This window comes from Dyadobacter sp. 32 (genome assembly GCF_902506755.1).
Taxonomy (GTDB): domain Bacteria; phylum Bacteroidota; class Bacteroidia; order Cytophagales; family Spirosomataceae; genus Dyadobacter.
Genome location: NZ_LR735258.1, coordinates 6,704,014 through 6,726,943, shown reverse-complemented (window position 1 = coordinate 6,726,943; position 22,930 = coordinate 6,704,014). Strand labels below are relative to the sequence as shown.

Below are 22,930 nucleotides of genomic sequence, written 5' to 3'. Positions count from 1 at the left end.
AAAATTGAAAGACTGCTGATGTATCAAATTGTAAACACCGAGCTAATTCACTGATTATCATAATTTTATACCTCCAAAATACCACTGTATCAAAGTTTAACTTTTTTGAGATATTATTTAGTTATTCCGGGTACTAAGTGGCGGTAGTTTTGACAAAAAATCAGAACTACTCATGAACAATAGTAAGGTATTAGTTTGGTCGATCGTCGTTGCGCTGGGCGGGTTTCTTTTTGGATTCGACACGGCCGTTATCTCAGGCGCAGAAAAAGCGATTCAGCACTTGTGGGACTTGTCACCGGTCGAGCACGGATTCACCGTTTCCATCGCATTGATCGGCACCGTACTTGGCGCCATGCTGGGCGGGATTCCGGCCGACAAACTGGGACGTAAGACCACCCTGTTCTGGATCGCTATTCTGTATCTTGTTTCTTCACTAGGCTCCGCGCTGGCAACCGACTGGTACGTTTTCATCTTCTTTCGTTTCTTTGGTGGATTGGGTGTAGGTGCTTCCTCGGTTGCCGCTCCCCTGTACATCTCCGAAATTTCTCCGGCCAGATCACGCGGAAAAATGGTTGGGCTGTTCCAGTTCAATGTGGTCTTCGGGATACTGATCGCCTATTTCTCCAACTACTTCATGCAGGATTTGGGCGACAATGCCTGGCGCTGGATGCTGGGTGTACAGGCTGTGCCCTCTTTGGTTTTCTTACTGGCTATCTTATACGTTCCTGAAAGTCCGCGCTGGCTCATTATGAAAAAAGGTGATGTGCAGCAGGCCAGAAAAATTCTGGACATCATCGACCCTGGCACAAGTGAAGAAACCTTACATGCCATCCTGAATGCCAACGACGAAGCCAAAGACAAACCCTCCGCCCGGCTGTTTTCCGCCAAATACAAAACGCCGGTCATGCTGGCCGTTCTGTTTGCCGTTTTTAATCAGGTTTCAGGCATCAACGCCATCATTTATTACAGTCCACGCATTTTTGAAATGACAGGCCTGGGCGCCAAAGCTGCATTTTTATCCTCTGCCGGGATCGGTTTCGTGAACTTTGCATTTACCCTCCTGGCTATCAACTTTATAGATCGTTTTGGCAGGCGCACGCTCATGGCGATCGGCTCTGTGGGTGTCATCATCACCCTGGGATTGGTCGCAAGGGCATTTTTCATTCAGGATTTTACAGGCGTTCCTGTTTTCCTATTCGTCTACATCGCATTTTTCGCATTCTCACAGGGTGCGGTCATCTGGGTCTTCATTTCCGAAATTTTCCCGAATGAAGTACGTGCCCAGGGTCAGGCACTGGGAAGTTTTACCCACTGGTTCATGGCAGCCATCATCGCATTTTCTTTCCCCATCATCTCTGAATATCTGGGTGGCGGAATCACCTTTTCCTTCTTCGCAGTCATGATGTTTTTGCAGCTCATTTTCGTGTGGCGCATCATGCCTGAAACCAAAGGAACCTCGCTGGAACGCATAGACAAAACCATGATTTTGCACTGAGTTAGCCAATAGCTGTTAGCTCCAAAAGTGAACACCGAATAATATTCAACTAATTTACTTTCAGTTAGTTATATATAACAAATAGCACCAATTAATTTTTCCCTACTACTTATCTCCATCTATATGAAACCAAAAATAACCGTTTTCGGGGAAATGCTTTGGGACATGCTGCCTTCTGGCAAACAACCGGGAGGAGCACCCATGAATGTCGCCATCCACTTAAAAAACTTTGGCATGAACCCTGCATTCATTAGCCGCGTTGGTGACGACGACCTGGGCGTGGAGCTCATGGAATATCTTACCAATCAGGAATTTAACACCGATTACATACAAACCGGAATTACGCACCTCACCGGAATTGTAAAAGTTAACCTGACCGACAAAACCGAAGTTACCTACAAAATTGTACAACCGGTAGCCTGGGATTACATACAGACTACCCCTGAAAACATACTATTGGTAAAGGATTCGGATGTATTTGTTTTCGGAACACTTTCGGTCCGAAGTGAACAATCGCGTAATGCACTTTTTGAATTACTGAACGAAGCAAAGTTGAAGGTGTTTGACGTAAACATCCGGCCACCGCATCTGGACCGGGCCACAACTGAATTCCTTCTACAGCAAGCCGACATTGTAAAAGTAAATGAGCAGGAGCTCAATACTGTTTGCGGCTGGTTTGGCATACAGCCCGAAGTAGAAACGCAGATGAAATTCCTCTACGAACGCTTCCACCTGAAACTGGTTTGTGTAACACTTGGAGCCGATGGCGCTGTGGTTTTATCCGGTAACGGATTTCACAGACAAGGCGGATATGTGGTGGAGGTTCAGGACACCATCGGCAGCGGCGACTCATTCCTGGCCATGTTCCTGAAAGAATACATTTCCGGCTCTTCCATCCCGCAGGCCCTTCAGAAAGCCTGTGCCGTAGGTGCATTGGTGGCCTCTTACTCAGGCGCTACACCCAAAATCTCTGAAGCAGAACTTGATCAATTTATCACAATTAAACAATAAACGATGATGCACAAAAGACTACTTATGATGGTGCTCACCATCTTATGTTCCATGCAAGTGGCATGGGCGCAAACCAAGGTTACCGTAACAGGAACCGTTAAAGCCTCTGACGGAGAAACGCTTCCGGGAGTGAGTATTCTGGAAAAAGGCACCACCATGGGCGCTGTAACAGATGTGGACGGGAAATATTCGATCCTGGTTGCATCCACAGCTACGCTTGTTTTCTCTTATGTAGGCATGCAAGCAAAAGAAGTGACTGTGGACAACAGATCCGTTGTGGATGTCGCACTGGAATATGACTCTAAAAGCCTGAATGAGGTCGTTGTGGTGGGCTACACGAGTTCACGCAAGGAAGATCTGACCGGCGCTGTGGTGGTGGTGGATTTGGAACCGATCAAAAACACAAGTTCCGGAAACCCCATGCAGGCATTACAGGGTCGCGTTCCAGGATTGTATGTTGAAAAAACAGGAACGCCTTCAGGTGACAACAGCCGTATTCTGATCCGCGGAGTGAACACGCTGGGAAATACCGATCCGCTTTACGTGATCGACGGAGTTCCCACCAAACGTTCACAGGTATTTCAGAGTCTCAATGCAAGCGCTATCAAATCCGTTCAGGTCTTGAAGGATGCCTCAGCTTCGTCTATTTACGGGTCCAGGGCCTCCAACGGTGTGATCATTGTCACGACCAACAACGGCGGCGATACCAATGGAAAGATTAATGTGCAGTTCAATTCGAGTATTTCCGCTCAATCAGAGAAACCACAGCGCTTTAAAATGCTCAATGCTGCGGATCGCGGACGGGCACTTTGGCAGGCTTCGGTAAACGATGGTGTGGATCCGGCATCGGGTTATGGTGAAATCTACGACTTTAACTGGAACAAGGATTTCAGCAATCCTGTACTGAACAGCGTAAGCGTAAAACCGCTGGTAGGTGGCGACCCCAACACACCAGCCGGAGATACCGACTGGCAAAAAGAAATTTACAAAACAGGCTATGTAAGCAACAATGACCTCACACTTTCAGGTGGAACGAAAAATTCCTCCTTGCTGATCAACCTGGGGTACATCAGTAATTCCGGGATGCTTAAATACACCAATTACAGCCGGATTTCGGGACGCATTAATGCAGCGACCAGTATTTTAAACGACCGTGTTAAATTTGGCGTAAATTCTCAGATGGTTTCGTCCAAAGAAACCCTCATCGCTACAGACCTGGGAGGCGCGGCAACCCCCGGACTGGCCATTACACTGGCGCCAACCATACCCGTCTCTACACTAGATGGCAAATTCGCTGGTCCGGTGGGTTCAGGTTATTCAGACCGGAACAATCCTTTGCACATGCAGTACATCAACCGCTGGGACAACACCAAAAGGACGTTCCTATTCGGAAACGTATTCACGGAAATAGAGCCGATTAATAACCTGTTCATCAGATCCTCTCTGGGGATGGACAATGCCGGGTTTGCCAACAAAAACATTGAACAATCGTTTCAAGAAGGATTTATTGCACGTTCACTCAATAATCTCACGCTCAACAACAACAAGTTTCTGAGCCTTACCTGGTCCAATACGGCTCGTTACAATTTCACAACCGGCAAACACCAGTTTAAGCTTCTGGCCGGAATTGAATCCATCAAAGATGACCTTAACGATGTGATCGCTTACAAAGAAAATTTTGCCGTTCAGACAGAAGATTTCTTTGTACTCAGCGCCGGATCAGGCAATGCCAACAGTTTTGGGACCTCCACAGGGAGCCGTCTGATGTCTCAGTTTGCACGTGTGGATTACGCATTTTCGGATAAATATCTGGCCGCTGTAACGCTTCGCCGCGATGGATCCTCACGCTTCGGGCCAGATAACCGCTTCGGTATTTTTCCCGCTGTATCAGCCGGATGGAAGATCGACAAAGAAGCTTTCATGCAAAATATTCCTGCCATCACCACCCTGAAACTGAGAGCAGGAGCCGGACGCGTCGGTAATCAGGATATTGGTGACCTGGCACGGTTCGGACTGTTTGAGCCACGCTACGGAACCCGGGCTTCTCAGGTTCCCAACGGTCACAATTCTTTCTTTGATCAATATTGGAACATTGGAACAGCGTACGATCTCAACGGTACCAATACCGGAAACCTGCCTTCCGGCTTCGTTTCTACTCAGGCTCCAAACCTGGCGCTCAAATGGGAAACAACCAACGAACTAAATGTGGGACTCGATTTTGGTTTGTTTGACGGAAGCATTGTTGGTTCCTTAGACTACTTTACCCGCGAAACCAGCGACATTCTCATCAAACCTCCGGTGGCAGCTGCCGTCGGCGAGGGACAATTGAAATTCGTCAACGGAGCTACCAAAACCAACAAGGGATTTGAACTTTCTCTGGGTTATTATGGCAAACCGAAAGGTGATTTCACGTACAGCATATTCACTAACTTCGCGCGTTTCAGAGATAAAATAACGGTTTTACCTGAAGAAGTTCGTTCGGCATTTGCCGGAAACGCGGTCACCACCATCATTGGCCATTCACAGCTGGATCTGTTTGGATACCGCACAGACGGTTTGTTTCAGAGTCAGGCGGAAGTAGATGCGCATGCCACGCAGGTTGGCGCTGGCCCGGGACGGATACGCTATGTAGACCTAAATAAGGACGGAGTGATCAACACATTGGATCAGGAATTTTTCGGAACCTCTTTACCCGGCCTTGAGTACAGTTTACGGGTTGATCTTGGCTACAAAAACTTCGATTTTTCTCTCTTCGGATCCGGGATTGCAGGCAGAACAGGATTTGATCCCTACACATTTTACAACGATTTTATCAGAGGCCGTGACAATGTAGGCCCGGGTGTATTCGATGCCTGGTCGCCACGAAATACCAGCTCCCGGATTCCTGCGCTCACACTTTCCGATGGCAATGGAGAAACAAGGACTTCTGACTATTTCAATGTGAACACCTCTTACTTCAAACTTCGAAACATCCAGGCCGGATATACCCTGAAAGACTTGCCGATTGGTAAGGTGGGCCTGGAAAGACTGAGACTTTACGTGATGGCAGAAAACCTTTTCTGGATCAAAAGCAAAAGCTTCAAAGGTCCGGATCCTGAGCGAATCGACGTGAATGTCATTCCGGTACCTAGGGTTTTCACTTTTGGCGTCAATGTTAATTTCTAAACAATTTCTGTCTGGTTTTCGGCCAAATCTCACATTCAAATGATCATGAAAAAGAAAATACTATTACCCAATCTGCTATTGACAGGCCTCTTGTTTTTTGCCTCTTGCAGCGATTTCCTTGAATATCAGCCACAAGGCACTTTATCTACCGACAATGTTTCGACTCCCGAAAATGCCGAAGCCCTCGTAACCGCAGCCTATGCCGGAATCGGCAATGACGAAATGATCGGACCGATGACAAGCATGTGGGTGTACGGCAGTGTACGTTCCGACGACGCCCACAAAGGCGGCGGTGGTGTGGCGGATGTGGCAGATGTGAATTTTTATGAGCAGCATAATCTCACACAGGCACAACAAGGCGACGGATTTATGCATCCCTATACCTGGGAAAATTTCTACAAAGCGATTTCCAGAGCCAATTTCGCCATCAAAACGATAGGCACTTTTTCGGAGGAACAATATCCATTAAAGCAAACCCGGCTTGGAGAATTGCGCTTTTTGAGAGGTCATTCTCACTTCATGATGAAAATGCTTTTCAAAAGAATTCCCTACATCACGGAGAACCTATCTGGTGAAGACATTCTGAAAACTTCTAACGTAGCATTTACCAATGATCAGCTTTGGGATAAAATCGGCGAAGATTTCCAGTTTGCGATGGACAATCTGCCCGAAACACAAGCCCAGGTAGGTCGTGCCAGTAAACTTTCGGCAGCTGCGTACCTGGCCAAGTTACGGCTGTATCAGGCCTATGAGCAAAATGATCTGCACAAAATAACCAATATCAATAAAACCCGCTTACAGCAAGTGGTGGGTTTGACCCAAATGGTGATCAGTTCAGGAAAATATAGCCTGCAACCCGATTTTGCTGAGAATTTTCTGGATGGGTTTGACAATGGACCGGAATCGGTATTCGCCATTCAATACTCCATCAATGACGGAACTTCATTGGGACGAATCAGCACCGTAACCGGATTGAATTACCCTCATGGCGCACCGCAATATGGTTGCTGTGGATTTCACCAGCCAACGCAGAATCTGGCCAATGCATTTGGAACAGACGCCAACGGGCTGCCCAAATTTGATACGTTCAACAATACAGAAATTGACTTCAAAACAGCCACAGTGGATCCGCGTGTGGATCATACCATTGGGATCGATGGCCACCCTTACAAATACAATGCTGCTTTGCCCTTCAGCAACAGCTGGGTACGTGATCCGGGTGTGTATGGCTATTTTCAAAGCATGAAAGAACAGCAACTTGCCGACTGCGGTTGTTACAAAAAAGAAGGGCCCTTCATTGGAACATCTAAAAACATAGACATCATTCGTTATGCCGATGTGCTGTTGTTTCAGGCAGAAGCTTACATTGAACTGGGCCAACAGGCTGCAGCCATGCCACTTATCAATCAGGTTCGGGAAAGGGCGGCCAAAAGTACCAACCGTACCAAACTCGCCAATGGCAACAATCCAAGTAACTATCTCATCAAACCATATACATCCGGCAACTGGACTCAGGACTTTGCCAGAAAGGCTTTGCAATGGGAAAGAAGACTGGAATTTGCCATGGAAAGCCCCCGTTTTTTTGACCTTGTACGCTGGGGAATTGCCGAGCCGACCTTAAACGCATATATTGCAAAAGAGAAAACCCGCAGATCTCACCTCAACGGAGCCAGGTTTAGGGCCGGAAGGGACGAGTATCTGCCTATACCTCAGAAAGAGATCAATTTCACAAAAGGACTGTACAAGCAGAATCCGGGATTTTAAATTGGCTTTTAGCTATTGGCTGCCAGCAATTAGCCAGGCGCCAAAAGCCGATTACCAACCGTGCGACAGACCGAGCCGATTGCCGACAGCTAAAAAAACCTTATCTATGAAAAAAATAATCATTTGCCTGTTTCTTATTTCCGGATTGGCCGGATCGCGAGCTATGGCTCAGGAGTTTAAGGAAAAATACCGTCCGCAGTTTCACTTTACGCCCAGAGCCAACTGGATGAACGACCCGAACGGCATGGTGTATCACAACGGGATATACCATCTATTCTACCAGTACTACCCGGATGACAAGATATGGGGACCCATGCACTGGGGACATGCTACGAGCAGGGATATGATCTCGTGGCAAGAGAAGCCGATTGCCCTGTATCCGGATAGCCTGGGTTACATATTCTCAGGCAGTGCTGTGGTGGACAAAAACAATACGGCAGGTTTTGGGGAAGGGGCGCTGGTAGCCATTTTCACACACCACGATCCCGTGCAGGAAAAGCAAAAAACCGGCAAACATGAAACACAAAGTATTGCTTATAGCCTCGATGATGGCAACACCTGGACGAAGTATAAAGGAAACCCTGTTCTGAAAAATCCAGGCATAAGTGATTTCCGCGATCCCAAAGTGAGATGGTTTGAAGCTCAAAAAAAATGGATCATGACCTTGGCTACAAAAGACCGGATCACATTTTATTCTTCGCCGGACCTGAAATCATGGACGCGCGAAAGTGATTTCGGTGCCAATGAAGGTGGCCATGGGGGTGTATGGGAATGTCCCGATCTGTTTCCGATCAAACACGAAGGAAAAGACATTTGGGTACTGATCGTGAACATCAATCCGGGCGGACCGAATAAGGGTTCCGCGGGGCAGTATTTTTTGGGAGACTTCGACGGCAAAACTTTCACATCCAACTCCAAAGAAACCAAATGGCTGGATTACGGAACGGACAATTATGCGGCGGTTACATTTTCCAACACTGGCAACCGTAACATCCTGATGGGCTGGATGAGCAACTGGCAATACGCCAATCAGGTTCCAACGGATCCATGGCGAAGTGCCAATACCATTGCCCGTGAATTGGGTTTACAAACAGTTGGAAAAGAAATTTACATGACTTCGGTTCCTGTAAAAGAACTTGATATTCTGAATACCACAGGTTTTTCTTTGAAAAAGATGAAAGTGAAAAATCAATTGGATCTGACTGATAAGGCAAAAAACAAAACCGGCCTTTTTCGGTTAGATTTTGATACCAAAAACACGGCTGACTTTTCAATTGTACTGGCAAACGAAGCGGGGAACGAGCTCCTCGTAGGATACGATAAAGCCAAAAATCAATTTTACATAGATCGTTCCCATTCAGGGAAGATAGACTTTGAAAAGGGTTTTGGAGCAAAACACATAGCGCCAAGGTTTGCAACAGCAGCTACTATTCCATTGACCTTAATCGCCGATTTAGCCTCCATAGAGCTCTTTGCGGATAACGGGCTAACCGTGATGACCGATATTTTCTTTCCTGAGAGTCCTATGTCCAAACTGTCTATCAAATCCGTTACGGGGATTACCATAGATAATTTGAAATATACAATATTGAAGCCTTCGGCGAAATAGAAATATTTCGATCTTTCAACCTATTTGCCTTGCATCATGTTTATCAAAACATGATGCAAGGCAAATTCTTTTGTCACCAGAATATCCTAAGGGCCCTGATCACCCCATACGCACAGGAAGCATGGAACCCATGGGCAATTAACTTTCCTCACCCGGAGACATGTTTAACGTCAGCAAATAGATTAAAACGCAATCTTTGCGATACACATCGCTCCCGTGCCGGATCAGTTGATTGGAATCTATAAAACACTTTCACCCTCCATTAACTATGCACTTGGGGCAAAAATAAACTTCCCCCGCCAGTAGTCCGTATCAGGCAACTTCGTAGTAGTCTAAGCTATTGACCGGTTAATAAAAAGTCAACATTCTCTTAATCAACCCAAACAAATTGTACATACCTTGCTTTCAAAAGAGTAGAACCTTCAATTCACAATCATACACACCCAGCTTTGCACAAGATATTCTGCTAACCCTGTATTAAATTCCTCTTATTCATAAATCTAATTCTAATTAAACCTCAATAATAACTCAACTCATTATGATTACGAAACACCACTACCTACTACGGTCCATGCTGGTCATTGGCGGCTTTCTTTTTAGTGTGCTTAGCTGTATCCAGGATCACAAGATTGCCAGTCCGCAAACATTCGTTGCCGCCCCTGCCCCATTTGCCAAAGATCTCAAATCGCCCATTGGCCTGACAGACGACCCGCATGGCAATATATGGGTAACAGAAGCTGGCTCGGGCACAGGAAATGACGGCCAGGTAACGGTGGTAACTCCCTCCGGAAAAACTTACCCCGTCATTACAGGTTTCCTTTCCGCCATGAGCCCGGAAAATTCTCCGGAAGGGTTAAATCACCTTCTTTACAAGGATGGAATGCTATACATTTTACATGGCGTTGACGACAAGCTTTATATCGCTGATATATCCAAATTTGTTCCCGGCGTAACCCCACCCATGCAGGCAAGCAGCCTACAGAGCGAAGACATAGGTACATTTGTGAAAAACGCTCACCCCAACGCACCGGACACGAAGGATTCCAATCCATACAATATGACTTTTGGGCCAAATGGCGATCTGTTCATTGTGGACGCAGGTGCTAACGCAATTATTCGCCGTGAAAATGGCACCAAAACGCTGAGTGTTTATACCGTTTTCCCGGATGTAGCCAACCCGACGTATCCCGCAGCACCATTAGGCCCGCCCACTATTGATGCCGTTCCCACCGGAATCGTTTATGATGGTACTAATTTTTATGTCACCACACTCGTTGGATTTCCGTTTCCTTCAGGTCTCTCCCAAATTTATAAGGTCAATACCACGAAGTCGCCCGTTGAAACTACCGTACATAAATCCGGTTTTTCTGGCTTAACAGATTTAATCTTTGCTCCCAATGGGCAGCTGATTGTGACGGAATTTGGCTTCACGGCAGCAGGTGGCCGCATTGCGAGTGGTGAAGATGCTACCAAAAGCTTGTTGGCTCCGGCGATCACTCCGGTAGATATCATGCTGAGCACCGCTTCGTCAGATACATATTATGTATTGTACTATGGGCCTGGTATCATTACAAAACTTTCTGCTCAGTAATTGATGGGTAAGCTGGGCAATGAAGAGATGGAGGCGATGTTTTACCAAATCGCTTCCCGAACTCCGCCAAGACTCTTTTTAACTATTAGCCATAAGGCGTCCGGAAACAAACCGGGCGCCTTTATAGCACATGGAGATTGTGCTTGCACTTACCCGCCAGTTTAGTCGCCCGGGAGAAGTCACTAGTAGATATGGCTCATCAAAAGTCTTTTGGCACTACCCCTGGGAGCTTTTTTTCCAATTTAGTACTGATTCCGAACGCATTTCCAATGACTAAAAAAGATAAAAGTCTTCTTACACGCCGTGACGCCATCAAGATCGGAACCGGCACCGGCATCTCCGTATCCCTGGGTTCCAGCCATACCTATGCAGGTAAAAATCCCGAGATAGCCAATCAGATCGTTATTGAAAACAAAAAAACGGGAGCCACGGACTGGCAGCTAACGCGCGTAAGACATGACAAAAGCCAACACCGGACCACGCTGATAGAAGGGTATTGCTCCAAACAGAGTTATAGCGCCGGAGAAAAGCTCGATATGATGGTTTCGACCGACCCGGAGCAGTCCTACAAAATCGATATTTACAGAACCGGATATTATGGCGGAACCGGGGCCAGGCTCATGAAGACCATTGGCCCCTTGCAGGGGACAAAGCAACCTACCCCTCTTAAAGGAGAAAAAAACATTCATGAATGCGAATGGGCAGCATCTGCCAGTTTCAATATTCCCCAGGACTGGCTCAGTGGCGTTTATCTGGGCAAACTTCGAACCCTACCTGAAACAGAACGTGAACCCTATTGGGAAAGCTATGTCATCTTCATCGTGACGGATGCACGGCCCGTGGATTTGCTGTTTCAATGCTCAGACAATACCTGGCAAGCCTACAATAGATGGCCCAGCAACTATTCGGTGTATACGCACCCGAAAGGCGTTGAAGGGCCCTGGGCACAGGTAAGTTTCGACCGGCCATACGGTCGCCAGTCGCAATACTACGCCATCGTAAATGACCCGCTGTCCTTTGGATCGGGAGAATTTATATCGTTTGAACGTCCGTTTTCTTACTTTTTGGAACAGCACGGTTACGATGTTTCCTATTGCTCCAACAGCGATATGGTAATCCCCGACCGCGCATTGAAGGCCAAAGCTTTTCTAAGTATCGGACATGACGAATACTGGGATATCCGACAATTTCGAAGTGTTGAAAAACTAAAGGAATCGGGTGTTAATCTGCTGTTTTTCTCCGGGAATTCTGTTTGCTGGGTTTCACCTTTTACCAAAAGCAAGAGCGGTAATCCCAATGGCCGGATTTTTCGCGGGGGGCCTTATGGCGGACAGCATACCTGGGCCACTGGCCGGGAGAAACTGAATGGTCCATTTCCGGAAAGAGGTCCGGATGAAGGATTTTTGATGGGTGTCAGGAATATTGACCCTATCAATGGCGGGGGCGACTGGATTGTTGCCAAACCTGAGCACTGGATATTTGCCAATACCGGAATGAAAAAAGGTGATTCAATCCCCGGCCTGATCGGATGGGAATTCCAGGGTGATGCCCCTGACATTCCTGGACTGGAGGTGGTTGCCGACGGTTTTGCGTGGCAAGGCGGCGACAACGCCTGTAAATGGCAGTCGGTGATCTATCCCGGCCCTAAGGGAAATTTTGTTTTCAATGCAGCCACCATATTCTGGGCGCAAGGATTAAGCAGTCCGCCCGGACACACACTTCCCTGGTCGCACTACAACCGCCCGCACGGCCCGGATCCTCGTGTGCAAACGATCACACACAATTTGCTTAAAAGGGCGATTCAATGAAGTCACCCCAAATTTCGACCACCCCTGCCATGCTAATGATTACCGTGGGGGCCTTTCGAGAAAATGATACCTTTGGTTTGTTCAACACCTAGTGATTAACCCAAATTGAGCAAGACCAATGGATATTTACAGCAGTAAAATCGAAGAATGCAAAGCAACCATTTTAAAGCTGGACAAAACCTTAACGAGGCTGTCCTCGCTCAGGCTGGGCCTTTTCGTCTGTACGATCCTCCTCCTAGTCCTTTTCATTAACCTCCGGTTCATTCAAGGGTTGTTCATTATAATTCCGGTGGGCCTGGCAGGGTTCGGCTATGTGTTGAACCGTTACAATCAGATAATGCATCGGAGGCAACATACGGCTTTCCTGCTGGAAATAAATGAACGGGAGATTTCCAGAGCACAGAACCAGTTTGCAGACCTCCCTTCGGGAGAAAGTTTCCTGAATCCTGATCATGCCTACGTCAGCGACCTGGACATTTTTGGACAACATTCACTATTTCAACTCATTAACCGATCCACCACGGAGTCGGGACAGGTCGTACTAGCGGATTGGCTATCAGAACCAGCCCCGAAGCACGTTATTCTTGAAAGACAGCGGGCCATTCAGGAGCTGGCCCCCAAACTGGATTGGCGACAGGATTTGCAGGCATCGGGCATGCGCCACAACAATCCCAGAAGTGACTACAATAAATTTCTCACGTGGATCGAAAAGCCGGTAAAATTACTGCCAAGTCAATCGAAATACCTGGCGCTCAGCATACCCCTTTCTATTTTGGCCACCATCGCCGCTTTAAATTTCTACTGGAGTATTTACCAAACCATTTACCTGAATCAGCCCTTTTCTCTGGTCAGTTTATTGGCACTGATCCCAATTTTGTTGATCAACAGGCAGGTTTTAAAAAGGGTAAGACCCATAGCCGAGGATATGATCGACAATACACACCACAACACCAAAATACTGGGTGGATATGAGTCGCTCATCGCCAAAATTGAATCTGAACAATTTTTCTCGGAGTACCTGCTTCGGCTCCAATCGACATTTAGTGAGAATAAATATTCCGCTGTAAAAGAAATCAACCAGCTGAAAAAGATACTATTAATGTTTCAGCAAAGGGGCACAAAAAGATCGGTTGGCCGCAATGAGTTTTACACGCTGCTGAATAATTTCTGGCTTCTGGATATATATTGGATTATCATGACAGAAAAATGGATCCAAAAAAACCAATTCAGGTTCCGGGCATGGGCGGTGGCGGTCAGTGAATTCGAAGTACTGAGCAGTATTGCCGGTCTGTCATATTCCAACACTTCCTTTACTTTTCCTGAAATCCAGGACGAGCCTTATTGCATAAATTTTGAAATGCTGGGTCACCCATTGATCATAGCACCTCGGAGGGTTTGCAATAATTTTAAACTGGAAGGACGAGGAGAAATCGCAATGATAACCGGCTCCAATATGGCCGGAAAGAGCACATTTCTGAGAACTGTTGGCATGAACCTGGTTTTGGCCTTGATGGGAGCACCCTGTTGTGCCAAATCTGGTAAAGTATCCAACATGCAGGTATTTTCGAGTATGCGCACGCAGGATAATCTGGCAGAAGGTGTGTCTTCGTTTTATGCTGAACTAAAAAAGATCGAACAGCTACTGAACTTGCTCAAAAACGGAGAGGCTGTGTTTTTCCTTTTGGACGAGATGTTTAAGGGAACCAACTCAGAGGACCGCTACAAGGGTGGTGTTTCGCTGATCAGGCAACTGAACGAACTCAACGCATTTGGTATCATTTCAACGCACGACCTGGAACTGGCCCGATTAGCAGGAAAGCACCTGATCGTTGGCAACCTGAGCTTCAACAGTAAAATTCAGGACGACCAAATGACCTTCAGCTACACACTCACCGAGGGCATTTGTACCGACTTCAACGCGAGTGAATTAATGAGGAAGAGTGGAATTAATATACTTACCGATATTGGGAAATTATGAAGCACACTTTTTGTGACGAGCCACTAATCCTTAACTTGCAGCCATGGCTTTAAAATCCTGATTACCTGAGGCATGAGGCATAACTACCCAGGTGAGCAACGTGACCATGCTGGCTGCGGTGATCAGCATCCGGATCATGACCGGAAGCGACTGAATGAACGGGCCGATGGTGAAGGATAAAAACAGGCTGGTTGGGAATACACCACATAGCGTAGCAAATGCCATTTTCCAGCGAGGAGGCGGTGTGGGCGAACGAAACCATGCTTCCAATCCACTCAGCTGCCGGTAATTGGGCTCTTCGGTCAGTGTTGAAGCATAGGCTTCCCATTCTTTGAAAAGCTGAGATTTGTAGAACGCATCTCGTTCGGCTTCATCGGCAAATGTCCTGAGAATGCCAATTTCCCGACTATCCGTTCCGGGCAAGGGCAAGATCATACCCGCTCCTTGCACGCCCCCATGCAAAAATGACTCGCCAAGAAAATGGCGCAATGCTTCCTTAAATTCCTTTTCTTTACCAGGAAGGACTTTGCGGGTAATCGCTACGTGTATAGGCATGTTTCCGAATTTTGATTTTCTCATCAGTCTGTCTATTGAATATAAATCCCTTGCCTGACAACGTGGGTACAAATATGTTTAATGGTATGCACATTTTCCTAGATCAACGGAAAGTGAATCTTCCAGCTTCTCCAGATGGCTCCCAAGGAAATAAGTGCCGCCCTACCGATAGTTGTTTTCAGGTTGAAGTGCCAATTCAGCAAAAAAATGTCCCAATTCAGCAGTCGTAGCGCTAATTGTCGCATATTCGTACAAATTTACAAAACAGAATTAGTTGCCGTGTTGGAAAGAGAAATATCCCGGATCACCCTGTGGGGCATCGTATGTGCCTGCATCGTATACATGATTGGATGGTTTATCAATGTAATGGATGTAGATGCCGCCCAGTATGCCGCAATGACCCTTGAAATGTTGAAACGAGGCGAATACCTCACTTTCACCGACCATGGAAAAGACTACCTGGATAAGCCTCCACTTATTTTCTGGGTCTCCGGCCTGTCGATGACCTTTTTTGGGGCAAACAATATCGCATACCGGATCCCTGCTTTCCTCGTTACCCTGCTGGCCTTTTATTCCACTTACAGATTTGCCATTTTATTTTATTCAAAACAAACCGCGTGGCTGTCGGCGCTGATCCTGGCTACACTTCAGGCGACATTTCTGATCAACCACGATGTTCGGACGGACACCAATCTCATGGCATTTTACATTTTTAGTTTGTGGCAACTTGCCGCTTACCTGCAAGATAAAAAGTGGAAAAACCTGATTTTCGGATTCGCTGGAATAGGGTTCGCCATGCTGGCTAAAGGCCCCATAGGACTCATAGCCCCGGCCCTGGGCATTGGAGCCCACCTTATTTTATTCCGTAAATGGAATCTGGTTTTCAATCCTTACTGGTTAATCGGAATCGTCATTACGGCTCTTGTACTACTGCCAATGTCTTTGGGCCTGTATCAGCAATTTGATCTTCATCCGGAGAAGCTGGTCAACGGACAGACGGGCGTTTCAGGATTACGGTTTTTCTTTTGGACACAAAGTTTTGGGAGGATCACCGGAGAAAGTGTGTGGGACAATGGAGCCGGCAAATTCTTCCTCTCCCATTCAACGATGTGGGCCTTTGCACCGTGGAGTTTGTTCCTTGTACTCGGGCTATTTGACCGGCTGAAAAGTTTCCTTTCATTTTTACGTGGCAACGAAAATCCAAAAGAATTCATAACCCTTTTTGGATTCATTTTACCATTTATGGCCTTGTCTGCAAGCCGGTATCAGCTTCCGCATTATGCATTTATCGTATATCCGCTGGGGGCCATTATCACAGCAAATTACATCATCAAGGTGTTTTACGACCTAAAACCTAAATGGGCGAAGCCCCTTTACACATTCCAGATCGTGCTTCTGTATCTTGTTCTATTGCTGATATTTGGGTTGGTGTGGTTTCCTTTTCCTGAAAACAACTTCCTGGCTCTGGCCATTTTTGCCATGGTTTTGGGCCTGTTTACATGGGTCGTGGCATTTCTTCCGACCCCGCACAAGCTTATCCTGGCCTGTACGGTGCTCATTATCGGTGTCAACGCAATACTGAACAGTTACTTTTACCCCAACATACTCAAATTCCAGGCGGGTTCGGAGCTTGGAGCCAAAGCCAAAGAAAACGGTGCGGTGGAGGGCCGTGTGTTCAGTTATCAAACCGGCCTGCCTCATTCTTTGAACTTTTACTCCGGTATTTTAGTGCAGGAGCGTATGGATTTTGATTCTCTGATTGCCAAAAAAAATTGCTGGATTTTCACAAACGAGGACTTACTGAGTCAGTTTCAGAAAGCACGTCCCGATTTGAAAATCATCGCCCGAGACGGAGATTTTACCGTTTCCATGCTAAAAGGAAAATTTCTGAGCCCGGAAACACGTGAAAGTACATTGACCAAAAAAATTCTTTTGAAGTTGTAGGCGTTTTTATCGGCGCATGTGATCGGGTAGCCAGTTTACGATCGCCTTTTTAATTTCATCGGGCCTGAGGTTTTCTGTTAAAGTCCGTTGCACAAGTGCAGGCAGCTCGTCGTCCGATGCAAATCGCAATGCTGCAATTTGCCCGAATGAAAGTCGATCTTCCAGGGCTTCCAGTCGCTTGTGGGTAAGCACATAATAACGGAAACGCATTTCAATCCGCACGATTCGGTTTTGGTTTCCGAGCGCATAATGCTGACGAAGCATAAAAGACAGCCATCCTACCAGCAAAATCACCAAAGTGATGCAGAGCCAGATGGGCGACCTGCCCGCCTCCCGTTCCCCGGTATTAAACATAAAATAGGTACTCACACCCAGAAGACAAGTCAGCAACGGGTAAAAGACAAAGTGATGGGCGGGATAGTAGCGCACATGGTTGGCGTAATTCTGGTTTTCCATTTGAAATTGAATAATGATTAAATCGGGAAACGAAAAAAAAAGCGTAATTTCCTCACGCTCCATGCAAAGCTAATCGGCAAAAAATCAGTAATCAGCCTTCTACTATGAAAATTGCACTTTATTTCATGTCCTTGTTTTATATACTTGCCGGGATCATGCATTTCGTCCGGCCCCGTATGTACCTAAAAATGATGCCCCCCTATCTTCCCTTTCATCCCCAGCTGGTTTACGTAAGCGGGATTATGGAAATAGTCGCCGGGCTTTTGCTTTTATATCCGGCCACCCGCGCCTACGGAGCATGGCTGACCATCCTAATTCTGATCATCGTTTTTCCGGCAAATATTCAGATGGCAGTTAATTTTTACCAGAAACAGCATCCCTACTTCTGGATAGCCGTCTTACGCCTTCCTCTGCAATTGGCGCTGATCTGGTGGGCCTGGCTTTATACGCATTCATACTGAAGCTATACGAAGCATTACAAGTCAGCAGGGTTTCGTTTGCACAGCGCCAACAATCGCCCGTTAAGGAGATTGCGCATAATTAACGTTACCTTTGTGCTTTATTACAAGTATTGCTATGACTTTCGAAGAATTAAATCTTACCAAACCTTTACTGAATGCAATTGCAGATTTAGGTTATTCCAAACCCACCACGATTCAGGAAAAAGTGTTTTCTGTCATGATGTCCGGTCAGGATGTATGTGGGATTGCCCAAACCGGAACCGGAAAAACGTTCGCCTATCTGCTGCCTACGCTTCGTCAGCTGCAATTTTCCAAAGACCGGTTACCTCAACTTTTGATTGTGGTACCAACGCGTGAACTGGTGGTTCAGGTCGTTGAAGAAGTGAGAAAGCTAGCTGCTTACATGACGCTTGAGGCGGTGGGTGTATACGGTGGGGGCAATATAAAAGTACAGATGGCCGAACTCAAAAACGGTGCGGATGTGGTGGTGGCTACGCCGGGGCGCCTCGTGGATCTGGCTATGAACGGCTCTTTGAAAACGAAGGCCATCAAAAAACTCGTGATTGACGAAGTGGATGAAATGCTCAATCTTGGATTTCGGACCCAGCTCAAAAATATTCTTGATCTCTTACCTCAAAAGCGGCAGAACCTACTATTCTCGGCCACCATCACAAATGAGGTAGAAGCCCTGATGCAAACTTATTTCAACAATCCCGTTCGTATTGAAGCTGCTCCCGTGGGTACACCGCTGGAAAACATAGAACAACGCGCCTATCACGTTCCCAATTTTTACACGAAAGTGAATCTGCTGGATATGTTGCTGAATGAAAATCCGGACATGTCCAAGGTTTTGATCTTCGTTGCAACCAAATCCCTGGCCGATCAGCTCTTCGGTCAGCTTGAATTTCAATTTCCCGGAGGCATTGGCGTTATACATTCCAATAAAGAGCAAAACCACCGTTTTAACAGTGTAAGACAGTTTCACGAGGGTAGTTATCGTGTCCTGATCGCCACAGACATCATTTCAAGAGGATTGGACGTTGCCGAAGTTTCCCACGTTTTCAACTTCGACATACCGGAAGTACCTGAAAATTACATTCACAGAATTGGTAGGACCGGCCGGGCCGATAAAAAGGGCGTGGCCATTTCATTCATAACGGATAACGATGCGGAGCTGGTAGAAAATATCGAATCCCTGATGAGCTACTCCATCCCTGTTGTTCCCCTTCCGGAAACCTTAAAGATTTCTGAAATTTTGCTGGAATTTGAGAAGCCAAAAATTTTCATGAAAAGTATCGACGTCAAGCTACCCAAGCGTGGGACAGTAGGTGCCGCATTCCATGAAAAAATAGATAAAAATAAAAAAGTAAATGTAAGACGAAATCATGCTGAGGAAAAAATGAAAAAATACGGGCGCCCTATTAAGAGATCAGGCAAGAAATAAGGCCCGCCACACGCATTGAATAGGCAAGAAAGAAATGAATATTAAGGAAATATTTCAGCGGCTTTTGCCCTATGTAAGACCGTATTCCAGGCAGATTCTTCAGGCATTGCTCCTCACTCTGCTGGGTGCTGTAACGGCTCAGATTAACCCTTTGGTGCTTCGTTACACGGTGGATACGCTACAAAGCATGCTGGATTCCGGGCAGGGCATTGCCCAGGGTGCCACTCTGCTCGTGGGCATATCAGCGGTATTGTTTGGCAAAGAGATCATCAACTCACTGATCGTATTCGGGCAGCGCTATTTCGGAGAGAAAATCAGGATCAGGATTTCCAGCGACCTGGCGCAAGAGGCAGTCAGCAGGATTCTCACTTACAACCTCACTTTTTACAGCGACAATGAAAATCAGAAAGGCAAGCTCCAGACCCGTATCGACAGAGGTGTCGAAAGTTTAACCAAACTGATTCAAAACTTTTTCATCGACATCCTTCCTCTTTTTGCCAATTCCATCGTGGCGCTTGCCATCATGTTTTCGGCTAATTTTTATGTCGGCGCCATCGCTCTGGCTATCCTTCCGGTGTACTTTTGGGTAAGTTACAGCCAGGCAGGTAAACTCCAGGGCGTCCGAAGAAACCTCAAGCGACAGCGCGAAAACAAAAGCAGCGGCCTGATCAACCTGATCGAATCCATCATTGTCATCAAATCTTTTGTAAGGGAAAAATTTGAGGGCAACAAGCAATATCTGACCCAAATGGAGCTAATGGAACTCCAGCTCAAAACCCGTAAGACAAATTTTCTGTACGACGGTATAAAAAGCTTTATTGAGCAGATCGGTGTGGTATTCATCATCATATTGACAGCCTACTTCGTATTGGATCAGAAAATGTCCATTGGCGCGATCATGTTTCATATCCTGCTTTTCAACAACGTCTCGGCTCCGATCCGGCAGTTGCACCGGATTTACGATGAAATGAATGACGCCCTTACTTATTCCGAAGGTTTTTTTGATATACTGGACGCCCATGATGCCCGGGAGCAGAGCGGCGGTTTTTTACCCGATAGAATTGAAGGGAACTATGAGCTTCAAAACGTATCTTTTACTTATCCCAGTGGCGCGAAGGCACTCACCAACGTCACCATGTCCATCCCGTCGGGAAAGACAACCGCCTTGGTAGGGTTATCTGGTGCCGGAAAAAGTACGTTGATCAATCTGCTGGTAGGGTTTTATGAACCCGATTCGGGAAGTCTTGTGCTGGATGGCAAACCCATCAACCAATACGATATATCGATGCTCCGGGCGGGTGTGGGTATGGTGCTTCAAAAGAATCACATTTTCAAAGGATCCATTGCCGAAAATATAAGATACGGGGACATGGACGCTTCCATGCATCAAATTACGGAAGCCGCCAGGCAGGCCTACCTGCACGATCAGATTATGGAACTTCCTGAACAATACAATGCAGATGCGCAAATGTTATCTGGAGGCCAGCAGCAGCGCATTGCCATCGCCCGTCTTTTTCTAAAAAATCCTCGTGTAATTTTCCTGGATGAGCCCACCGCAAGCCTCGACGCCATTGCCACTGAACAAATAAAGAACAGCCTCGACGCCATCAAAAAAGACAGGACAGTCGTAATCATCTCCCATAGCCTTTCACAGATACTGGATTCGGATCAGATTTATGTCATGAAAAAAGGGAGCATTGCCGAGCATGGCACCCACGAGCAGCTTTACAATCAGCATGGGGAATACAGATCCATTTTTGATGCTTCGGCACGGAGCCTGAATCTGAACAAGATCATTGACCTCATGGATAAGAATTAATCCTCCAATCGAATTATTTTCTCCATTGACCTGAATACCGCACGCCAATATATCCGGCTAGCGAAGTACCCAGAAAATCGCCCTGATCGTAGGCAATTCTGGTAATCAACTTCATCTTTTCTTTTTTTAGAAGCGGCGCCTCCACGCTCAGCAGACCTGAGAATTGTCGAAGTGCCGACGGATATAAAATGTTGTTCGTACCAAAATGCGTGCTGAAAGTGGTCCTGGCCTGCCATAAAATCTGAGATGCTACCCGTCCCTCCAGCCCTGCGTGATAGGCAACGGCCCTGCTACTGGGGAAAAACTCCGGAATCACCGTACCTGCCTGGGTAATCTCATTTCTGGTGGCGATCAATGGGGATCCCATACCCCTGCCAAAGTAAGACCACCCCTGTATAAACTGCCCATGATTAAAATAATTATCATTGCCCTTGAAACGGCTCCCGGGCACATTCCATCCGGCACCTGATTGATCTTTTGAAAAAAAGTATTCGGCCAGTACGCCCGTTACCTCAAAGATTGACCTTGGTTCCTTTTTCCTTTTCCAGCTCAACCCATAAAGGCCGTCCGGCATATTACGGAAAACAACGCCGGAGGCATCCTCAAAAGGATGGTTGTTATAAAACATCCAGACCGCCTTTGGAGTTTGGTAAGTCAGGGCAAAGTCAAACTGTCCAACATGATTTCCAATTCGGTTTTCACCATCAAAATTGGTGTAACGGTTGTTTCTGTATTCCTTCGATACCTTCGCCAAAACCACCCCCCTCAAGTAATCCTGGAACGACCCGGCAAGTTTTCCGTTGACAATGTGGGGATTGTCCTTCATGTATTCTGCGTGACCAGCCCAGGTGACGTGATGACTGGCGCCCGCCTGAAAACTGAATACCCCCTCCGGCTTTCCAATTCTGACCAACAGCGATTTCTGATGCAGATACGATCCCTGGATGTAGGGCGTATTATACCAGCCATGTGCAAAAAAACCTTTAATGGAAACATAATTTTTCAAAAATGACAGTGGCAGATATTCGGGTAATCCTATTTGGATTTTAGGAACCGGAAGCGCATTACCCGACCAGGTAAAGGAGCCTGTGGTGAGGGTTGTATCCACAATTCCAATAATCTCCTTTCTTCTCCCTGCCCAAAATTCAAGTTTTTTCCACGCCACCTTCACGAAAGCCTCCGGCAACAGAGTGCTCGTTGTCTTATGCCCGACATTCAGTATCAGCTCGGTTCCAACACCCCATCGGAACCCCCTGGAATGCTGGCTAATGGCCGAATCTCTCTGCCCTGCTCGCGAGTTGTATAAAAAACCGGTTCGAGCTGAAAAGATTTGTTTCTCGACAGGAACGGTTCCAAACTGATTCGCCCTGAGCCAAAGCGGATTTTGAGAATCCCCGACATAGGTACCTCCCTCACCCCAACCTTTGATCTCCGCCCCCTGACCAAGCGCCACGGTTGAGCAAAACAGGGAAAGGCTTACAATATGCCTGCCCCTATTAAATAAGTACAAACTTAAAGCATGGTTCGGCCTCCGGAACAACTGGAAAATCATTGTGCAGTAAACCGAAAATTGCGACATGTACAACTGTAATAAGTTACGCTTTGATATTTTGATGAGAAAAAGCTATTCTCCATGGAATAATACGTAGCGCAAGGTAAAAAAGATTGGTCAGGCGATTATGTGTTGAAGCAAAGATCATTTTAAAAAAATAATTTCATAAAATCACATCTTGCAAAAGTCCAACAATAACCTACGTAATACATTAACGTTATCGGGGGAATGCAACTTTACCGGTTAATAACCTGCAGTTATGAATATTTTATTTCCGA

Annotated in this window: 15 protein-coding genes; 12 read left to right on the top strand and 3 right to left on the bottom strand. The window is 46.5% G+C overall.

Features of this window, described 5'->3' with window-relative positions:
- Nucleotides 1–172: 172 nt before the first annotated feature.
- The 8 genes from DYADSP32_RS27505 (at nucleotide 173) to DYADSP32_RS27470 (ending at nucleotide 14,421) form a co-directional block, all read left to right on the top strand.
- Nucleotides 173–1,495 carry a sugar porter family MFS transporter gene (locus tag DYADSP32_RS27505; protein ID WP_149239759.1) on the top strand — a complete coding sequence of 441 codons (1,323 nt, stop codon included), beginning with the start codon at nucleotides 173–175 and terminating at the stop codon, nucleotides 1,493–1,495.
- A 123-nt stretch (nucleotides 1,496–1,618) separates the two neighbouring features.
- On the top strand, nucleotides 1,619–2,506 hold the full coding sequence (locus tag DYADSP32_RS27500; protein ID WP_149239760.1) for a carbohydrate kinase family protein: 888 nt from the start codon (nucleotides 1,619–1,621) through the stop codon (nucleotides 2,504–2,506).
- A gap of 6 nt (nucleotides 2,507–2,512) precedes the next feature.
- Nucleotides 2,513–5,671, top strand: a complete 3,159-nt coding sequence (locus DYADSP32_RS27495; protein ID WP_149244641.1) for a SusC/RagA family TonB-linked outer membrane protein — start codon at nucleotides 2,513–2,515, stop codon at nucleotides 5,669–5,671.
- A 45-nt stretch (nucleotides 5,672–5,716) separates the two neighbouring features.
- The gene (locus DYADSP32_RS27490) at nucleotides 5,717–7,435 is read left to right on the top strand and encodes a RagB/SusD family nutrient uptake outer membrane protein (RefSeq protein WP_149239761.1); all 1,719 of its coding nucleotides are present in this window, start codon (nucleotides 5,717–5,719) and stop codon (nucleotides 7,433–7,435) included.
- A gap of 106 nt (nucleotides 7,436–7,541) precedes the next feature.
- Nucleotides 7,542–9,044 carry a glycoside hydrolase family 32 protein gene (locus DYADSP32_RS27485; RefSeq protein ID WP_149239762.1) on the top strand — a complete coding sequence of 501 codons (1,503 nt, stop codon included), beginning with the start codon at nucleotides 7,542–7,544 and terminating at the stop codon, nucleotides 9,042–9,044.
- 538 nt (nucleotides 9,045–9,582) lie between these two features.
- Nucleotides 9,583–10,635, top strand: a complete 1,053-nt coding sequence (locus DYADSP32_RS27480) for a ScyD/ScyE family protein (protein WP_149239763.1) — start codon at nucleotides 9,583–9,585, stop codon at nucleotides 10,633–10,635.
- A gap of 269 nt (nucleotides 10,636–10,904) precedes the next feature.
- The gene (locus tag DYADSP32_RS27475) at nucleotides 10,905–12,443 is read left to right on the top strand and encodes a N,N-dimethylformamidase beta subunit family domain-containing protein (RefSeq protein WP_149239764.1); all 1,539 of its coding nucleotides are present in this window, start codon (nucleotides 10,905–10,907) and stop codon (nucleotides 12,441–12,443) included.
- Between the two features lie 118 nt (nucleotides 12,444–12,561).
- Nucleotides 12,562–14,421 (top strand): MutS-related protein, encoded by a 1,860-nt coding sequence (locus tag DYADSP32_RS27470; protein WP_149239765.1) that lies wholly within the window; start codon nucleotides 12,562–12,564, stop codon nucleotides 14,419–14,421.
- A gap of 30 nt (nucleotides 14,422–14,451) precedes the next feature.
- Here the strand turns inward: DYADSP32_RS27470 and DYADSP32_RS27465 are convergent, their stop codons facing one another.
- Nucleotides 14,452–15,000, bottom strand: a complete 549-nt coding sequence (locus tag DYADSP32_RS27465) for an antibiotic biosynthesis monooxygenase (RefSeq protein ID WP_414618102.1) — start codon at nucleotides 14,998–15,000, stop codon at nucleotides 14,452–14,454.
- A gap of 255 nt (nucleotides 15,001–15,255) precedes the next feature.
- Between DYADSP32_RS27465 and DYADSP32_RS27460 the strand changes: the two genes are divergently transcribed.
- Nucleotides 15,256–16,920, top strand: coding sequence for an ArnT family glycosyltransferase (locus tag DYADSP32_RS27460; RefSeq protein WP_414618101.1), 1,665 nt, complete (start codon nucleotides 15,256–15,258; stop codon nucleotides 16,918–16,920).
- Nucleotides 16,921–16,926: 6 nt separating this feature from the next.
- On the opposite strand, the gene DYADSP32_RS27455 is transcribed toward DYADSP32_RS27460, so the two are convergent.
- Nucleotides 16,927–17,376, bottom strand: coding sequence for a DUF6526 family protein (locus DYADSP32_RS27455; RefSeq protein ID WP_149239768.1), 450 nt, complete (start codon nucleotides 17,374–17,376; stop codon nucleotides 16,927–16,929).
- Nucleotides 17,377–17,480: 104 nt separating this feature from the next.
- Here DYADSP32_RS27455 and DYADSP32_RS27450 point away from each other — a divergent pair, with 104 nt between their 5' ends.
- The 3 genes from DYADSP32_RS27450 to DYADSP32_RS27440 all read left to right on the top strand — a co-directional run bounded on the left by DYADSP32_RS27450 (nucleotide 17,481) and on the right by DYADSP32_RS27440 (nucleotide 21,100).
- On the top strand, nucleotides 17,481–17,837 hold the full coding sequence (locus DYADSP32_RS27450) for a DoxX family protein (protein ID WP_149239769.1): 357 nt from the start codon (nucleotides 17,481–17,483) through the stop codon (nucleotides 17,835–17,837).
- A gap of 115 nt (nucleotides 17,838–17,952) precedes the next feature.
- Complete coding sequence (locus tag DYADSP32_RS27445; protein ID WP_149239770.1) at nucleotides 17,953–19,281, top strand: DEAD/DEAH box helicase; 1,329 nt, start codon at nucleotides 17,953–17,955, stop codon at nucleotides 19,279–19,281.
- A 34-nt stretch (nucleotides 19,282–19,315) separates the two neighbouring features.
- Nucleotides 19,316–21,100 carry an ABC transporter ATP-binding protein gene (locus DYADSP32_RS27440; RefSeq protein WP_149239771.1) on the top strand — a complete coding sequence of 595 codons (1,785 nt, stop codon included), beginning with the start codon at nucleotides 19,316–19,318 and terminating at the stop codon, nucleotides 21,098–21,100.
- Between the two features lie 13 nt (nucleotides 21,101–21,113).
- Here DYADSP32_RS27440 and DYADSP32_RS27435 read toward each other — a convergent pair whose 3' ends face one another.
- Complete coding sequence (locus tag DYADSP32_RS27435; protein ID WP_414618100.1) at nucleotides 21,114–22,610, bottom strand: capsule assembly Wzi family protein; 1,497 nt, start codon at nucleotides 22,608–22,610, stop codon at nucleotides 21,114–21,116.
- Nucleotides 22,611–22,930 lie beyond the last annotated feature (320 nt).